This window comes from Shewanella sp. FJAT-52076, from assembly GCF_019457455.1.
Lineage (GTDB): Bacteria > Pseudomonadota > Gammaproteobacteria > Enterobacterales > Shewanellaceae > Shewanella > Shewanella zhangzhouensis.
In genome coordinates this window covers 2,433,817-2,450,567 of the sequence record NZ_CP080415.1, presented here as the reverse complement: position 1 = coordinate 2,450,567, position 16,751 = coordinate 2,433,817, and the positions used below count along the sequence as shown (strand labels likewise).

At 51.9% G+C, this 16,751-nt stretch carries 19 protein-coding genes; 12 read left to right on the top strand and 7 right to left on the bottom strand.

The features are described from left to right. Position 1: 1 nt before the first annotated feature. Genes pabC through K0H79_RS10550 form a run of 6 tightly spaced genes read left to right on the top strand, consistent with a single transcriptional unit; the run spans position 2 to position 4,616 of the window. Positions 2 to 892 carry an aminodeoxychorismate lyase gene (pabC, locus tag K0H79_RS10575; RefSeq protein ID WP_258405373.1) on the top strand — a complete coding sequence of 297 codons (891 nt, stop codon included), beginning with the start codon at positions 2 to 4 and terminating at the stop codon, positions 890 to 892. Then, a complete protein-coding gene (gene mltG / locus K0H79_RS10570; protein WP_220064802.1) occupies positions 889 to 1,899 on the top strand; it encodes an endolytic transglycosylase MltG in 1,011 nt (336 codons plus the stop codon). The genes pabC and mltG overlap by 4 nt, the downstream gene beginning before the upstream one ends. Next, entirely contained in the window at positions 1,896 to 2,522 is a 627-nt protein-coding gene (tmk, locus tag K0H79_RS10565) for a dTMP kinase (RefSeq protein ID WP_220075769.1), read from the top strand. Before mltG ends, tmk begins: the two co-directional genes overlap by 4 nt. 15 nt (positions 2,523 to 2,537) lie before the next feature. Beyond that, positions 2,538 to 3,452 carry a DNA polymerase III subunit delta' gene (gene holB / locus K0H79_RS10560; RefSeq protein ID WP_220075768.1) on the top strand — a complete coding sequence of 305 codons (915 nt, stop codon included), beginning with the start codon at positions 2,538 to 2,540 and terminating at the stop codon, positions 3,450 to 3,452. A 3-nt stretch (positions 3,453 to 3,455) separates the two neighbouring features. Further along, the gene (locus tag K0H79_RS10555; protein ID WP_203324058.1) at positions 3,456 to 3,782 is read left to right on the top strand and encodes a PilZ domain-containing protein; all 327 of its coding nucleotides are present in this window, start codon (positions 3,456 to 3,458) and stop codon (positions 3,780 to 3,782) included. A 45-nt stretch (positions 3,783 to 3,827) separates the two neighbouring features. Then, on the top strand, positions 3,828 to 4,616 hold the full coding sequence (locus tag K0H79_RS10550) for a TatD family hydrolase (RefSeq protein WP_220075767.1): 789 nt from the start codon (positions 3,828 to 3,830) through the stop codon (positions 4,614 to 4,616). A gap of 197 nt (positions 4,617 to 4,813) precedes the next feature. On the opposite strand, the gene rsmF is transcribed toward K0H79_RS10550, so the two are convergent. Beyond that, positions 4,814 to 6,217: a 16S rRNA (cytosine(1407)-C(5))-methyltransferase RsmF gene (gene rsmF / locus K0H79_RS10545; RefSeq protein WP_220075765.1), complete on the bottom strand. Its 1,404-nt coding sequence runs from the start codon at positions 6,215 to 6,217 to the stop codon at positions 4,814 to 4,816. Positions 6,218 to 6,296: 79 nt separating this feature from the next. On the opposite strand from rsmF, the gene K0H79_RS10540 reads away from it, so the two are divergent. Next, on the top strand, positions 6,297 to 7,523 hold the full coding sequence (locus K0H79_RS10540; protein ID WP_220075764.1) for a nucleoside recognition domain-containing protein: 1,227 nt from the start codon (positions 6,297 to 6,299) through the stop codon (positions 7,521 to 7,523). Positions 7,524 to 7,594: 71 nt separating this feature from the next. On the opposite strand, the gene K0H79_RS10535 is transcribed toward K0H79_RS10540, so the two are convergent. From K0H79_RS10535 to K0H79_RS10525, 3 genes are all read right to left on the bottom strand, one after another. Continuing rightward, positions 7,595 to 8,395 (bottom strand): ChrR family anti-sigma-E factor, encoded by an 801-nt coding sequence (locus tag K0H79_RS10535; protein WP_220075763.1) that lies wholly within the window; start codon positions 8,393 to 8,395, stop codon positions 7,595 to 7,597. Then, complete coding sequence (locus K0H79_RS10530) at positions 8,388 to 9,035, bottom strand: sigma-70 family RNA polymerase sigma factor (protein ID WP_220075762.1); 648 nt, start codon at positions 9,033 to 9,035, stop codon at positions 8,388 to 8,390. Before K0H79_RS10530 ends, K0H79_RS10535 begins: the two co-directional genes overlap by 8 nt. Before the next feature lie 79 nt (positions 9,036 to 9,114). Next, positions 9,115 to 9,669 carry an LON peptidase substrate-binding domain-containing protein gene (locus K0H79_RS10525; protein ID WP_220075761.1) on the bottom strand — a complete coding sequence of 185 codons (555 nt, stop codon included), beginning with the start codon at positions 9,667 to 9,669 and terminating at the stop codon, positions 9,115 to 9,117. Between the two features lie 151 nt (positions 9,670 to 9,820). Between K0H79_RS10525 and K0H79_RS10520 the strand changes: the two genes are divergently transcribed. Next, a complete protein-coding gene (locus tag K0H79_RS10520) occupies positions 9,821 to 10,429 on the top strand; it encodes a class I SAM-dependent methyltransferase (protein WP_220064793.1) in 609 nt (202 codons plus the stop codon). Here the strand turns inward: K0H79_RS10520 and K0H79_RS10515 are convergent. Continuing rightward, positions 10,422 to 10,952, bottom strand: coding sequence for a lipocalin family protein (locus tag K0H79_RS10515; protein WP_220075760.1), 531 nt, complete (start codon positions 10,950 to 10,952; stop codon positions 10,422 to 10,424). The two genes, K0H79_RS10520 and K0H79_RS10515, sit on opposite strands and share 8 nt — an antisense overlap. A gap of 204 nt (positions 10,953 to 11,156) precedes the next feature. Between K0H79_RS10515 and K0H79_RS10510 the strand changes: the two genes are divergently transcribed. Then, the gene (locus tag K0H79_RS10510) at positions 11,157 to 12,101 is read left to right on the top strand and encodes a chemotaxis protein CheV (protein ID WP_220075759.1); all 945 of its coding nucleotides are present in this window, start codon (positions 11,157 to 11,159) and stop codon (positions 12,099 to 12,101) included. A gap of 89 nt (positions 12,102 to 12,190) precedes the next feature. Here K0H79_RS10510 and K0H79_RS10505 read toward each other — a convergent pair whose 3' ends face one another. Beyond that, a complete protein-coding gene (locus tag K0H79_RS10505; protein ID WP_220075758.1) occupies positions 12,191 to 12,829 on the bottom strand; it encodes a hypothetical protein in 639 nt (212 codons plus the stop codon). Further along, a complete protein-coding gene (locus K0H79_RS10500) occupies positions 12,826 to 13,185 on the bottom strand; it encodes a DUF2750 domain-containing protein (RefSeq protein WP_203324047.1) in 360 nt (119 codons plus the stop codon). Before K0H79_RS10500 ends, K0H79_RS10505 begins: the two co-directional genes overlap by 4 nt. 214 nt (positions 13,186 to 13,399) lie before the next feature. Here K0H79_RS10500 and K0H79_RS10495 point away from each other — a divergent pair, with 214 nt between their 5' ends. The 3 genes from K0H79_RS10495 (at position 13,400) to K0H79_RS10485 (ending at position 16,115) form a co-directional block, all read left to right on the top strand. After that, positions 13,400 to 14,605 (top strand): lytic murein transglycosylase, encoded by a 1,206-nt coding sequence (locus K0H79_RS10495; RefSeq protein ID WP_220075757.1) that lies wholly within the window; start codon positions 13,400 to 13,402, stop codon positions 14,603 to 14,605. A 58-nt stretch (positions 14,606 to 14,663) separates the two neighbouring features. After that, positions 14,664 to 15,536 (top strand): YafY family protein, encoded by an 873-nt coding sequence (locus K0H79_RS10490; RefSeq protein WP_220075756.1) that lies wholly within the window; start codon positions 14,664 to 14,666, stop codon positions 15,534 to 15,536. Between the two features lie 96 nt (positions 15,537 to 15,632). Beyond that, positions 15,633 to 16,115: a peptidylprolyl isomerase gene (locus K0H79_RS10485; protein WP_203324044.1), complete on the top strand. Its 483-nt coding sequence runs from the start codon at positions 15,633 to 15,635 to the stop codon at positions 16,113 to 16,115. Positions 16,116 to 16,751 lie beyond the last annotated feature (636 nt).

Here is a 16,751-nt window from a genome sequence, read left to right as displayed (position 1 = left end):
CATGGCCAAGGTGACCATGGAAGGCGGTAAGGGCAAGGCGACTGCCGGGCTCAGCTGGCTCGATTTAACCCTGGAGTCAGCTCATTCCGCTCATGCTCAGGGCATATCCCCAATGGACAGAGGCCTCGCCTATGGCGATGGCCTTTTTGCCACCATGGCGCTGACACCCAAAGGTGAAGTCGCGTTTCTCGATACCCACTTATCTCGCTTACAACAGGGTGCGTGCCGCCTGGGCTTTGTGCTGGATATCAAGGATATAGAGAGCAGGCTGGTCTTGGCCGCCAAGGCCCAGGCCAAACATCAAAACCCGAGAGGCCTGAAGCTGCTAATCAGCCGCGGACCGGGTGGCCGTGGCTATCAGGCTCCCGATGAAGCCAGCCCTCAGGCGGTGCTCTGTGCCTTTGACGTTCCGGCCCATTACCGCGACTGGCAACGTAAAGGTATTTGCCTCTTCTCCAGTGAACTCAACCTTGCCAAGCAGCCAAAGCTTGCGGGAATGAAGCACCTTAACCGTCTCGAACAGGTGCTTATTCGCGCTCAGCAAATGCCGGAATGGGCACAGGATTTTTTGGTGTCAGACACGGATGGCGCCCTGATTGAAGCGTCCATGGCCAACCTGTTTTTTATCTCAGGTGATACCGCCTACACGCCTTATCATGCCTTTGCCGGTGTCTCGGGCGTAATGCGTGAACAGATAATTCAGGCCTTGCTGGAACGAGGCTACAGGGTGGTGGCCGATAAGCTTGGTCCCGATATGTTGGCAAAGGCGCAGGCAGTCATCATGTGCAACAGTCTGCTTGGGCTGGTGGACGTGGTGCGTATCGATACCTTTCATTACCAGGTTTTTGCTGAAAGCCAGAGCATTCGCGATGCACTGGAATTGAATTTATGAAGAGAATTTTCATTGGGATAGTCGGGGCGATTATGACCCTGACCTTACTCGGCGCCGTTACGGCGTTATGGGGTATGAAAGAGCTTGAAACCTTTGCCAACAGGCCGCTGATGCTTGAACAGTCAAGGGAACTGGAGCTCAATCGGGGAACCAATGCCCGCGCATTGGGCAAAGAGTTGGTTGAACAGGGACTCCTTGAGCCCTCATGGCATTACGATTGGTATCTGCGATTAAATCCCGCCATGGCGGGGATTCGTCAGGGGTTGTATGAAATTACCCCGGGCGACACCGTCAAATCACTGCTGGATAAACTTATCAGCGGTAAAGTGAAAGACTTCGCAATCACTCTGGTCGAAGGCCAAACGCTGCGGGAATGGCAGCCAAAGCTGGAAACTGCCCCGAGACTGAATTGGGAAGCGGATGTTTTCCTTAAGGTTCTCAAGGCGAACGGTGATGATTCCGGATTGCCCGAAGGTAAATTTTTCCCCGACACTTATAGCTATCATGCCAATCAGGACGTGGAAAAGCTCCTTACCCAGAGCTACCTGAAGATGCAGCAAGAGCTGGCAGCGGCCTGGCAGGCCAGAGCACCCGATCTACCTCTGGCGAGTGCCTATGAGCTGCTTATCCTCGCGTCCATCATAGAGAAAGAGACCGGCAAGGCCGAAGAGCGCCCATTAATTGCGGCCGTGTTTATCAACCGGCTGCGAAAGGGAATGCGACTGCAGACAGACCCCACGGTGATTTATGGCATGGGAGAGCGCTTTAACGGCAATATCACCCGAAAAGATCTGCGTGAGGATACGCCCTTTAACACCTATCGCATTCAGGGACTGCCACCTACGCCGATTGCGGCGCCAGGGCGTGAAGCCTTGATGGCAGCGGCACAACCGGCCCAATCAGATTACCTTTACTTTGTGTCCAGAAACGATGGCAGTCACGTGTTTTCCCGCACGCTCGCTGAACACAATCGCGCAGTAAACCAATTTCAGAGAAAGCAAAAATGACGCAAAATCCCGGTAAATTCATTGTGATTGAGGGGCTTGAAGGCGCAGGTAAGTCCAGCGCCATCACGCTGGTGCATGACTTTATCGAAAAGCACACCGGCATGGCGCCCGTGTGCACCCGCGAACCCGGCGGAACACCGCTGGCGGAAAAAATCCGCGACCTGGTGAAAAATGCCGAGCCTGGCGATCCTCTCTGTGATGAAGCCGAATGTTTGCTGTTTTACGCGGCCCGCGCACAGTTGGTAGCGAACGTCATTAAACCCTCGTTGGCATCGGGTCGCTGGGTGCTGGGAGATAGACACAATCTGTCTTCCATCGCCTATCAGGGAGGGGGGCGCGGGTTGATGTCGTTGGTCAAAACCATCAGTGACGCCACTCTGGGCGGTTTTAAGCCGGATCTGACACTCTATCTCGATATAGATCCCTTGCTGGGACTGGAGCGCGCCGCCCGTCGCGGCGCTTTGGACCGGATAGAACAACAGGAAATAGACTTCTTTCACCGCGCCCGCGCAACTTTTCTTGCTCAGGCGAGGGACGACAGAACCATAGTGGTAATTGATGCTTCCAAGCCACTTAACGAGGTACACAAGGACATTCTTGCCTGTTTAGGCACAGCCCTGTAAAGGGCAAGGAGACCTATGACTGCCATTCCCTGGCTTTCTCAGCCTTTGGTCGATTTTACGGCCTTGTTAACCTCAGGGCGCATGCCCCATGCGGTGTTGGTGGGCGTGGATGAAGGGCTGGGCGCTTCGATGCTGGTTAATCAACTTGCGCAAACGGCACTCTGCACCTCTCCCGTTGTGTCTGGACCCTGCGGCCAATGTAAAAGTTGTCAGTTATTCAGCGCGGGAAATCATCCGGATTTTTACCCCATCAAAGCCGATGGGGCTCAAATTAAAATCGACCAGATCCGTGAACTCATTGCTCGGCTTTCGACCACCGCCCAACAAGGTGGCAGGCGGGTAGCTATCATTGAAGCGGCTGAGCGCATGAATACCGCGTCGGCCAATGCGCTGTTGAAAACCCTGGAAGAGCCCGGTGCCAACACCCTGATCCTATTGCACAGTAATACACCTGCACGCCTGCTCCCCACCTTGCAGAGTCGCTGTCAAAAGTTGGCGTTTGTGGCACCTAACCAAAGCCAAATCGCCGCCTGGTTGGCGCATCAGGGGCTTGGCACTGAGGCACTCTGGTGTTTGCCGGTGGTGGGCGGCCCCATCAAATTGGCAGAGTACTTGCAAAACAATTACATAAGCGTACTTGAAAACATCAGAAAAGATTGGCGAAGCAGTTTGTCGACGGGCCATCTGTGTGCTAGCTTGAAAGAAATTGCTGAAGACCAAATAACTGATGCTCTTAAGGTTTTGTACGTTGAATTGATGGCCGACCTCGCTGTAACAGCAAAAGGGGATCCGCTTTTGGCATCAAGATTGGCTGGATTGGCTGGCGAAGTTATGAGCGTTTGTCATATGTTAAGCACTATGCCGAGCGTCAATTATCTGGCACTATGTCAAAAGATTGTTTCAGAATATCAGAGAATAAAAGAAAACTAGCCTATGGTAGATCTGGTGGTTAACTTCGATACCTTGCATCAGCTGTATCGTGCCTACATGCCTTTTATTAAGCCGGCGGGGCTATTTGTTTCCACCAGCGAAAGCCATTTCCTGGGGCAGGAAATGACAGTGGCTTATCGACTCCCCGGGGCAACCACGGTACATCAACTCAGAGGCATAGTGGTTTGGATAAACCCTGTCGGCGCCTCCGGTGGTCGTCCTCCCGGCGTTGGTCTTAAAATCGTTTCCGATGCCGACACCCACAAACACCATATTGAAAATCTGCTTTCCAGAGAGCTGGCATCCGGCGATTTGACCTGTACCATGTAGGCCGCTATCCTTGCCATCCTTTTCACTATTGGCAGGATCCTCATTTTGCTTATCGATTCCCATTGTCACCTCGACAGATTAAAAGCCGCCCCCTGTGATGCGTCTTTGGCTGACATGCTCAAAGGCGCCAAGGCGCGGGGCGTTGACTATGTGCTGTGCGTCAACGTCCGACAGAAGGGATTTGAATCCATGTGTGCCCGGGTCGAGCAATTTGACAATGTGTTTCTGTCCAGTGGTGTGCATCCATTGGATGTAAAAGAAGGCCTGGATCTGAACGAGCTCAAGCAGTTTGCGGCCCATCCCCGGGTGGTGGCTATCGGTGAAACCGGCCTGGATTACTATTACGCCGATGACAGTCGTGAGTTGCAATTACAGTGTTTTGAGCAGCAAATCGCACTGGCCCGTGATGTGAATAAGCCACTGATTGTTCATACCCGGGATGCCCGCGAAGATACCATCAAGCTGCTTAAGCAGGGCGGGGCAGATACTGTGGGTGGCGTGCTCCATTGTTTTACCGAAAACTGGGAAATGGCCAAGGCAGCCATGGATCTGGGCTTTTATATTTCGGTATCCGGGATAGTGACCTTCAAAAATGCCTCTGAGTTGCGTGAGGTCATCCGCAAAGTGCCAAAAGACAGACTGCTGGTAGAAACCGACTCGCCTTATCTGGCACCGGTTCCTCATCGAGGTCAGGAAAACCAGCCCGCCTATGTGCGAGATGTGGCCGAATTTGTGGCAGAACTGCGTGGTGAAAAATTCCACGAACTTGCCGAGTTCACCACTAATAACTTTTTTACCCTGTTTAAGGATGCGGCACGATTGGCAGGTCGCTGATTGGCAGATAAAAAAAGGCCCAAAACTATTCCAATTGTTTTGGGCCCAGGGGAATGGCTCATAAAGAGCCGTGCGCTATTCGGTCGCAAAAGGGGATTGAATATCACTGTCAATGATTGTAGGACAGCAATTCAGGGTTTGCTGAAATTTTAAGCAAAATATTTTCACCGCAGTCGTACTGCATGCGGTTAACGGTTTCAGTTCTGCACGTTGTCGCGACAGAGATCCCTTGGCAAGTTGTTTTTAAGCTTATTTCCCAAATGCTTGGCAATGCCGAGTGGTGCACCATGCAGTGAAAGAATTTTTTCTCCCTGCGCCTTTCCTGCAGTATCGAGCGGGATATCTCGCCCCATCAGATACTGCTTTGCCGCCTCAGGTTCAATCGCGAGCATCTGATGGCAAGGCAGCGCCATCACAGCTTCATGGCGAACCTTGATACCGTGCTTTTGCGTTTCCGCAAGCCGTATCCCAATTCGCTGAAAGCGCATTTTAGAGAGCAGGCTGTCGAGTGGCGCTGGCATTAACCAAAACTCGCCATCCCGGGTCACTATCACAGCATCTTCCGGCAGAGACACCCCCAGGGCCGACATCGCCTCTTCAAGGGCACTGAGCTCTTTGCGGTTGGCTGCAACAAAGGGGAACTTGCTCACAAACCTGGGGTCATCGGTATTTCTTTCTACGCTGACGGTTTTTCGGATACGGGCGACAAAAAAGCCTTCGCTGTCGTAAATTTGCGGCCAGATGTGTAAAAAGCCTTCTTCTGTCAGTGCTTTATCTGCACCTTTAAAGAGGTCTTTCAGGGATTCAAAAGTCACAGCATCGCCGTAGCGCGCTTTTAAAAAGTGGCAAACATCTTCATTCTCGCGGCGGTTCAAGGTGCAGGTCGAGTACACCAGCACGCCACCGGGTTTCAGGGCCTGAAAAGCTGAGTCAATCAAGTCACGCTGCAGTTCGGCAATGGTTTCAATCTCGTCCTGACACCAGTTTTTGAGACTCAAGGGATCCTTACGAACCGTGCCTTCACCGCTGCAGGGGGCATCCAGTTGAATCGCATCCAGCGTCTCGTATAAATGCGCCCCAAAAACTCTGCCATCAAATTGGGTGATTGCCACATTGGCAACACCCATACGCTGTAAATTGGCGTGCAGTGCCTTGGTGCGGGAGGCAGAATATTCATTGGCGATGATAAGCCCCTGATTGTGCATCAGTGCGGCCAGCTGGGTGGTTTTTGAGCCGGGAGCCGACGCCACATCCAGCAAGAGTTGCCTTGGCTCTTTGTCCATAAACAACGCGGAAGGCGGCATCATGGAGCTGGCTTCCTGAATGTAAAACAGCCCCTGATAGTGCTCGGTTAAATTGCCCGGCTGGCAGTCGTCTGGCACTGTTACCCAAAAACCGTCTTCACACCATGGCACAGGTTCAAATTGCCAGCCACGGGGCTCAAGTATGGAGCGAAGCGCGTCCGATGTGACTTTCAGGGTATTGACCCGGATAGACAGGCGCAGCGGCAAGCCACAATAGTGGATGAAATCATCCATCGAGAGGTGTGGCGGCATTTCTTGCGCAATGCTATTGATAAATTTTTGATTTAATTGAACCATAACGCGACAGAGCTTAAAGCGAATGGCGGGAGTATATCAGAAATCCCTCGTCAGTGGCCGGAGGAATTGGGGGCAAGGTGTGCTGAATCGGGTATGGCTGGTTTTTTTTACGGTAAGCCTTCTGGCAATTCTGCTGAGGTTGTTTCAGGGAGATACTGCCGTCCTTGCTTCATCGGTTGAAGGACTGTTTGCCAGTGCCAAACTCGCGGCAGAGATAGCCCTGGGGTTGATTGGTGTGCTTGCCCTATGGATGGGCTTGATGAGAGTGGGTGAAAAAGCCGGTATGGTGTCGCTGCTTGCGCGATGCACCGAGCCATTGCTTTGCAAGCTTATGCCCGAGATTCCCCGCGGTCATCAGGCGTTTGGCAGTGTTACCATGAATCTCACCGCCAATGTGCTCGGTCTGGATAATGCCGCCACCCCCCTGGGTTTAAAAGCCATGCAGGATTTGCACAGTGTCAATCCCGATAAGGAAACCGCGAGCAATGCCCAGATATTGTTTCTGGTACTCAATACCTCCTCTGTGACCCTTGTTCCTGTAACCGTGTTTTTATATCGGGCGCAGCAGGGCGCGGCGTCCCCGGCCGATGTGTTTTTACCTATTTTACTCGCTACTACGGCTTCGACACTGGCGGGGTTATTGGCGGTGGCGTTGGTGCAACGTCTGGCGTTGTTCTCTGCCGTGGTGCTCGGCTACGGGGCTCTGATTTTAGGCAGTTTGTCGGCACTGGTTTTTTATCTTGGCACCCTTGCCGCGGAAGAGATAGCCAGAGTGTCCGGCGCCATGGGCAATGGCGTGCTCCTGATGCTGGTATTTTTATTTATTCTCGGCGCTGCCTGGCGACGGGTTGCCATTTACGATGAGTTTGTTGAAGGTGCCAAAGAGGGCTTCGGGCAGGCGATTAAACTCATTCCCTTCCTGTTGGCCATGCTGCTGGCGATTGGGCTGTTACGCGCGTCGGGAGCGCTGGATTATCTGTTATCGCTGCTGGCGGCCTTGGTCAATGCCTTGGGCGGAGATACCCGGTTTGTGGATGCCATGCCCACGGCGCTGATGAAGCCATTCAGCGGCAGTGGCGCCAGGGCCATGATGCTGGAGACCATGGCCCACCATGGTGTTGACTCTTTTGCCGGACGCCTGGCGGCTGTGCTTCAGGGCTCGACCGAAACGACCTTTTATGTACTGGCGGTGTATTTTGGTGCCGTTGGGATTAAATACAGTCGTCATGCCGTGGGCTGTGCACTGGTTGCCGATTTGGCCGGGATCCTGGCGGCAATTGGTGTGTGTTACTGGTTTTATGGCTGATTTTATCGATAAGACAACAAAGCGGGCATTTGCCCGCTTTGTTGTTGGTAGCCAATACTGCGCTGACAGAGTCAGTAAATCAGCTCCCCTATGGGATTAAGCAGCTTGGATAACCCTTTGGTGAAGTGCAGCGGGGCGTCAACCACTGTGAAGCACAGGCAGCCATCAAGGGTCTTTGGTGTGTGTTGGTGCCGGGCGTCAGTCACCATAAAGTCCCCGGGTGCATAGTTGCCCATTTCATCGCTGAAGTGACCATGAAGCAGCAGGGTGATTTCCTGCCCCTTATGAGTATGCTCGGGTATTTCGCCACCGGCGGCGATGTGCAGCAGACTGGAACGGGCTTTACCGTCCCGGGTATCCAAGCGCATACGGCTTACGTAACCAATACCACTCCAGCTGGAGGCCAGTGCAGAGTTGGTAACAAAAGACCTGAATGCTTTAGGCAAGGAATAGCTGACACCTTTCACCTCGGTTGCCAGCGACACAGTACTGCAATCTTGTGCGGATGTCTCAACCGCACTTGCCGCGGGCGTGGCTGTAATGGCATCAAAAAGGGAGTCAAGGCTGTTATCCTGGCTCTCCCAAGAACTATCCCAAGAACTGTCCCAAGCGCTATCTCCAGATGCTACACCTGACTGGTCAACGCTTCCCTTGGATACACTTTCACTGATAGCGCCACTGCGGACAGCCTCGCTTGTTTGGTCTGGAAGAGGCAGGTGATGCATAGCCAATTTGTGCTGAAAATGCTCCACTTTTGCCGCGCAGTCGGGGCAAAGCTCACAGTGTGCACTGAGCGCAATCGCCAGACCAAGCACAGTTTCGCCGGCAGCATGGGCAAGCAACATCTCGTCGCTGGGGTGATGTTTAATCATGATGTTTCTCCAACAGGCTTTTCAGTTTCTCAAGGCCCAGGCGCAGTCTGGACTTGATGGTACCCAAGGGAACGCCGAGTCTGTCGGCCAGTTCCTGTTGGCTGAGTTCCTGAAGATAGATGCCTTGTACCACTTCACGTTGGAGCTTGGGTAATTTCGAAAGATATTGGTTAAGCAATGCGTCCAATTTGTGGTCGCCATGGTCGCCCGCATGAGTGTCAACATCGAACAGAGGCCAGATGTCGTCACCAAAGGCATCTTCCCGGTTGTGTTGGACGCGTCTGAGCATGTCAAAACACTGATTTCGCATGATGGCGTAAACCCAGGTGCTGACATTGCCTCTGTCGGTATCGAAAAGATGTGCCTTGGTCCATACCGTGGTGAGAGTTTCCTGCACCAAATCCATCGCGAGACCTTGCTGCGACAGACGCGACATGCCAAAGGACCTGACCTTGGGACCAAAATGATTAAACAGGGCGCGGAAGGCCGACTTGTCCCTGTGATTGGCTACCGCCACCAACCAGTGGCGCAGTGTTTCTTCACTGATATCTGGCTTGGAATCCTGCATACCTTTGATATTGATAGGAGAGGAGCTTCTATCATAGTGGGATCCGTGCTGATTTTGCCTGAAAATTTGCATGTTTTTGCTCGTTTGTTGGCGTTTTCACAAAGCAAGGTTGGCTGCGTAAATGTGGTTACGCAGTCTGGCCGCTGTCGGATCAATCTTTTTCAATAATTTGCTCCAATAAAGCAAGGGCCATGTCCGGTGAGTCCTGTCGATAACACTGCTGCTTGTGTACCAGCGCTATGGGCAGTAATTCCAACCAACGTTGGCATACCCAGGTAAGGTCATTAAAGTCAGTGGCTTGATTCAGGTTTTGGTGCTCGGGGAAAGCATGCATCACCTCCTCGAGCCTTTGTGAAAGCAGCAAATGATCGTTGTTTACCTCGCAAGGCTCCCAAGGACGGAGAATGCGCGCTTCACCCCGTTTTAAGCCATCTGATTCGCTGTGCCATGAAACGATCTCGATACGCTCTATTCCGGCGATGCTTATTCCAAGCAAGCCGTCGTCGAGGGTTTCGAAGTCAATGATTTCTACCCGTGTAGCTATGGGCATAGGCTCGTTATTTTCCCCTAACATACAGAGACCAAATCCCATACCTGAACTCAGCGATTCACTCACCAGGCGCTTGTACCTGGGCTCAAAAATCCTCAGTTTGGTGAAACCACCGGGCAGCAGACAAATGGGTAATGGAAAAAGGGCCAGTTGCATAAGGGCTCCAGAGTAAACTTTTCTGGCTGGCATTACGTAATAGAGTGACAAGGGGATCACTTGCCAATAGCGACAAACCTGGTTTGCGTTTGCAGTGACTCCGGCGCGGTGAGTGAAGGCAGTTATCAAAATCGAATGACGAAGAGATGCTATGAAGCTGAATCAGAATGAAAAAGCAGTTGTTACTTCTAAGGGCAGGGCATGGATCCAATCCACATTGGAGGCCAGATTGCTACAAAGCCTCTTTCCCGAAGACCTGCCTGTGTTGGAACGAACACTGGAAATTGGCTGTGGCAGTGGTAACGGCATGCAATTTCTGAAACATCGCCTCAACGCCCGGCAAGTGGTTGCCATGGATTTGGACGAAGAGATGTTGGCCCTCAGTGCAAAGCGGTGGCAGGGTACCGATTGGGCCTTTTTTACCGAGGCCAATGCCTGTCAGATGCCCTTTAATGAAGAGGCGTTTGATTTGGTTGCTGAGTTTGCTGTGTTCCATCATGTGCCGGATTGGCAGGGGGCACTGGCTGAGGTGGCCAGGGTGCTTAAACCCGGCGGCTACTTTTTGTATTGGGACCTGTACCGGTTTGCCATCTGTAACCCAATCAGTCGCAGGTTATTTGAACATCCGATGGAAAACCGGTTTTCTCACAGAGAGTTTACTGCCGAGCTTGAGCGCCTGGGATTTGAATGTCGTCGCAGTCGTAAGCTTCCGGCAGTTGCCGGCATGGGCTTGTTTCAAAAAGCGGCGGTCATCACTTAGCCCCGCCATCAAGCCACACAAGGGCATCCGGGTTGACACCAAGCGCCCGGATTTTATCGGTAAAGTAACGGCGCTTTTCGTCGGTGAGAGTGGGTTCCCTTGATAACAGCCACAGGTAATCGAAGGAATTGCCAGTCACCAGTGCTGTGCGGTATTGCCCGTCTGCGTTACGACCGGCAGCCAGAATTTGATAGTCGCCGTAAAAGGGGCCAAAGAAAGACACTTCCAATCGTCCCTCATCAGATGCCCCCTCAAATCGCGCTTTGCCAACAGCCTGCTTCCAGCGCTGCTCAGCTGCCGAGTAGCCGCGGTTTATCACTATGATATGGTCGCTCTCCTGCCGATACTCTGCCGTCACCTGGCTTAAGCCTTTTTCGAAGCGATTTTCCATGCGGGCGATTTCATGCCAGGTGCCGAGGTACTGTTTTATTTCAAAATCCTGGATAACCGGCAGTCGTTGACTGCTGCAGGCTGAGAGCCAATAGATCATGATGATGCCGATTAGAAATGGGCGCCAATTCATATTCGTTCCTCTGATAAGTGGTAAATCCCCCGATACGTAAACCGGTGTGAAAAGATCACTGTGGGCGCTTTATCCTTGTCCAATATTGCGCCAGAGCATGGTTGTTGAACACTGAAAAGCCTATAATTTAGGGTGTTGAATAAATTACCCGGCGGCTCTTTTGTGATTTTTGGCGCCGCAGAACTTCATCGAGAGACCGCGTTTATGGCCAAAATATTGGAAACTGTCGATCAGCGTACCCAACTGGTAGGGGAAAACCGGCTTGAGCTTTTGCTGTTTCGGCTGAATTCAACACAACTTTTTGCCATCAATGTGTTTAAAGTCAAAGAGGTGGTTAAGCTGCCCCCGCTTAATGCCATGCCGGGCTCCCATCCCAGTATCAGCGGTGTGGCCAATATTCGGGGTGTTTCCATACCTGTGATTAATCTGCGCCGGGCCATAGGTTTTCATCCCATGCCGGCCGAAGCCGAAGCGAATCTTATCATCACCGAATATAACCGCTCAGTTCAGGGCTTTTTGGTGGGGAAGGTGGAACATATCGTCAACATGACCTGGAGCGATATTATGCCGCCGCCCAAAACGGCTGGGCGCAATAACTACCTCACGGCCATTACTCGCCTTGACTATCAGGGAACCTCAAATCTGGTCTCTATCATCGATGTGGAGAAAGTGCTCGCCGAAATTATCCACTACGATGTGCGCCTATCTGAAGGAGTGTTGGATGATTCGCTGCTGGCAAAAATGCCCGGGCAGAAACTTCTGGTGGTGGACGACTCTGCCACCGCCCGCAAGCAGGTGAAGGAAACTCTGGGTCAGTTGGGCATTGAAATACTTGAGGTCAGTGATGGCCGTGAGGCGCTGGAGCTACTGAAAGGCTGGGCTGACGAAGGGATGAATGTGCCAAAAGAGCTTTTGATGATGATAACCGACGCCGAGATGCCTGAAATGGATGGTTATAAATTAACCCATGAAGTGAGAAACGATCCGCGCCTGAAAGATCTCTACATTACCCTTAACACCTCACTCAGCGGCAGTTTCAATAATGCCATGGTGGAAAAGGTAGGCTGCGATCAGTTTATCTCCAAGTTCCAACCCGACAGATTGGTGGAAGTGGTTCAGGATAGACTGCGCGACGTCATCAAGGCGTAACTTAGCTCGCGCTTGCCTTGCGCTATATATGTTGCCTTGTTTGCACTGCCGGCGACAGCCTCTATAGGCTGAAGCTATTGAGCGTTCAGTCAGCGCTGTGCTTCATCCTCTTTAATTTCTCTCAAAAACTGTTGTTTTTCTTTGGCGCTTGCCACCCGATAGAGGGTCGCAAGTCTTAATGCATAACCAAAACGATCGCGCCCAAGGATTTTTACCAAAGCACATAAAAAGGCTTCATCCAGGCCCTGGGTCTGACTGAAGTGGTGCGCTGCGGCATTGAGGCTGGAAAACGTGAGGCCACCGTGCTCAAAACCGATGTCAGTCACACTCTCTTCAACAGGAAGACCATTGACCGTCAGGGGCCATCCGCGGGCGTTAATGCGGTCACGGGCCACCTCGTACATAAACCAGGCGCTTTTTTTAAAGCCGCCGAGAATTTTGCAGTCAAACCCTGAGTCTTCCAGCTCTTCCCTGGTCCAGTTACTGCCGATAGCCAGGTGTTTGGCATAACGCTTAAGAAGGGTGTCTTTTACATAGAGTCGATATTCGTACAGGCTGTCGAGCTCGCGGGTATTGGCAATCTGTTTGCATTCACGGCAGGCGGGGAGAGCAAACGCTGACGTTTGCGGGCTGACAAATGTAAAGAGCCCTCCGGCGGGCTCTTCGCAAAACCAACAGAGATGCCTTTTATCGAAAGGCGTCTCTGTCAGTACAACCTCTTTGCTCACTCGGCTTCAATCTCGGCGAGATCCTGAGCCAAATCGATAGGGTCAACTTCCATACAATCCTCATCGGCTTCCCAGTCAACGCCGATGAGTACGCCATCGTGATTCAGATCTTCAACCCAATACTCGAGAAACTCGACCAGGGAAATGGCGGTGGCTTTGTAATCGGCCCATTCGTCACAGCAATGCTTTTGTGCATTGGCTTCGCTGGACCACAAAGGCATGACGTCTGTGTCCTCGTACTCGCTGGAATCGCAGACTACCCAGCCTTCGCCATCGGCATCCATCAGGCCCCAAAGCAACTGGGACTCTTTGATATTGTCAATAAAACTGCTGAGTTTTGGATTCATGTCGGTCATAGTTGGTTCTCTGCATTAGATGTTCGCTTGATTATATGCGATGGTCTCGTAAACCCAAGGATTTTCTCTATTTTGATGCGGCTTTAGCCACAGAGTTGCAGAAAAATCGCCAGTCGGTTGCCTTGCGTCGCCCCTTGGTGCACGATGATGGCTCGCCTGAGTTCTTTTCTTTTGCCACCCGGCCTATTCAGGTACGACTAAAGGAGTCGACGTCTTGAAGTACCCATTCATCCTGGCCTCGTCACTGAGCATTATCACAGTATTCTCAGCCGGTGCCGAGCCGCGCACCTTCGAGCAGTGTATTGCCGATATTAAAGTGGATGCCCAGAGTGCTGGCCTCTCTCCCCAAAGTATTGCCGCACTCGATAGCGTAAAACCGTTACAGCGGGTAGTAGAGCTTGACCGAAGCCAACCCGAATTTACCCAAACCTTTGCCGATTACTTTAATAAAAGAGTGACAGAACGCCGGATATCGGAAGGGCAGAAAATGCTCAAAACCCACGGCGCGCTGCTGAACAAGTTACAAAAGGAATATGGCGTCCCCCCCCAATACCTGCTGGCGTTTTGGGGGCTTGAAACCAATTTTGGCGGCTACAAAGGTAAGATGCCGGTATTGGATGCGCTGGCGACTCTGGCCTGTGACGCCCGCCGCAGCCAGTATTTCACCCAGGAACTGCTGCAGGCGTTGAGACTTGGCGATAAATTTGGATTGCCCTTTGAAAGCATGGTCGGCTCCTGGGCCGGCGCCATGGGGCACACTCAGTTTATGCCAACAACCTATCTCACCTATGCCGTGGACGGTGATGGTGACGGCAAGGTTGATTTGTGGAACAGCACCGAGGATGCCTTAAGCTCTGCTGCCAACTTTTTAATGCAGCTCGGCTGGCAGCGAAACGAGCGTTGGGGCAGGGAAGTTCTGCTGCCAAAAAATTATGACTATGAAAGCCTTGGCAGAGACCACAGTAAACCGTTGGCCGAGTGGCAAACTTTGGGGTTAACCACCGTCTTTGGTCATCCTGTTCCCACCGCGCCCATGGACGCTGCGCTTTATTTGCCAGCCGGACATACAGGCCCCGCTTTTTTGGGCTACAGCAACTTTGAGGTAATTCAGCGCTGGAACCGCTCTGAATTCTATGCGCTTGCCGTGGGGCATCTGGCCGACCGCATTAACGGGGCAAAGCCACTTAAAGTTGCCCCACCTGAGCAGCCAAGACGAACCCGGGATGGTCTTAAAGCCATGCAACAAAAGCTGATTGAGCTTGGGTATGATATAGGCGCTGCAGACGGGATAATCGGCAGTAAGACCTCGGCTGCAATCCGCGACTTTCAGCGACGCAATAAACTGGTGCCTGATGGTTTTGCCGACGATGCGACCCTTAATGCCCTGGGATTGGATGTCGCATCTATCAGCTCAAAATGATTGCATCTTACAGACCTGAAGCGTAACTTCGGGGCATTCTCATAATAAGGAGTGCCCCATGCAGTTGGAAGAGTTGAGCCATGGCCAGCGCCAGCGACTGGCCTTTATCGATTTCAGTTTGCAGTATTTTGGTGAGATCAGCCGTCAGGACCTTATCAGTCGCTTTGCCACTGGCCTTGCCGCTGCTACCCGCGATTTCGCTATGTATCGCGAACTTGCCCCCGATAACATGCAGTTGGTGCACCAAACCAAACGCTATCACCGTCAACCGGGTTTTAAAGCGCTGTTTCCCCACGACCCAGCAGTCATTCTGCACGGCCTTGCCCAAGGGTTTGGTGATGGTTTGTCGCATCCGAAAAATCCCAGTGACATTTGTTTCGACGCGGTGGCGCTGATTCATCCCGAGCCGGAAATTGTGGCCGCCGTGATGCGAGCGATTCAGGCCAATGCATCGCTCAAGGTCCGTTATGTGTCGACCTCTTCCGGCGAAACCCGCCGGGAAATCGTGCCCCACGCTCTTGTCAACAATGGCCAGCGCTGGCATGTGCGTGCCTATGATCGGCTCAATCAGCAATTTACCGACTTTGTGATTAACCGGATTAAGTCAATCGGCGGCTTTGGCGAACCCGTGGTGCAGCACGAACGCAGCGAGGCCGATGCTCATTGGCAGAGGATGCTGTGCCTCAAGCTTATCCCTCATCCTTCGCTTAAATACCCCGAAGCCATAGAACTGGACTACGGCATGCAAAATGGCGTGCTGGACGTCCGCTGTCGCGGGGCGCTCGCCGGCTATTTACTGCGCCAGTGGAGTGTGGATTGCAGTCCGAGGCATCAAATCAGCTCGGGTGTGTGCCAATTGGCGCTGCAAAATCTCGAGATTCTGCGTGAAATAGAGCACAGCAGCATAGTCCCCGGCGCACAGAGCCGATAATCGGCTGGGGCGTGCTACTCAGTCAATAAGGCTGGAGGGCAGGGCGCTTCTTTGTTAAGCTCCTGCGGTTTTTTATTAATGACACTAGGACTATTCATGGAAATCAAAGACGATCTGGTGGTGCAGTTCAACTACACCCTGCGTGACGAGAAAGGCGAAGTAATTGAAACCAACGAAGGGCACGACCCGATCGCTTACCTGCACGGTCACGACAACATGATGCCCGGCGTTGAAAATGCCATCGCAGGCAAAAAGGTGGGTGACAAGTTCAGTGTGACACTGCCTGCCAGCGAAACCTATGGCGAGCGTATCGAAAATGCCGAGCAGCGTGTGCCTTCAAAACACTTGCTGGGTGCCAAGGTATGGAAACCCGGCATGCGCGCCATAGTGAACACCGATCAGGGTCAGCGCCAGGTGACTGTGGTTAAGGTGGGCAAATTTATGGTTACCGTGGATATTAACCACCCATTGGCCGGCCGTGAGCTGACGTTCGACATCGAAATCGTTGACGCCCGTGAAGCCAGTGCAGAAGAAATCGCCCATGGTCATGCCCATGGTGTCGGTGGTCATCAGCACTGATGCCGTATGCTCATTAATAAAAAGCCGAGGTCAATGAACCTCGGCTTTTTATTTGTACGCCGATACTGTGTTCGCAGTTGGGTAAAATGTCACCCAGCGAAATGAATGTAAATATAATGTTATTGACTGTGTGTCGCTAATAATGTGTCACCACTCTGAACCCCCCGGCAGCCCTGCAATTTCGATGCGTGTAATACGAATAATTGAGTGCTGCTAATACCTTTCACCGAAATACCCGCTGTTTTGCCACGTTAGTCAATTATTTAGATATGTGTAATCACAATATGTAACTACATATTTACAAGGTTGCACGCTTCTCAGAAGAAACAGTTGGTTGGTGCGGCCAGTTTTTTAAGACGCTTTCTTTTTTATTTTCATTAAATTCAATCGGATGCATAGTTTGTGTAAGGGTTGGCATTCTCGCCTTCACGCTGCAACTGATTGCGTTAAGGTTAAATTAATATTTCCTATTGATGAATATGTTTTTCTAATGATGTTGCCATGTAAATAAATGTGAAGATATAGTGTGACCTCAGGCGTGAAGTAACAATTTAATACGGTACGAACGCCTGTAAATAGAATCATTAGAAGAACATTAACGGGGAATGTTATGTTTAGGACAAACAGGTTGGCGAA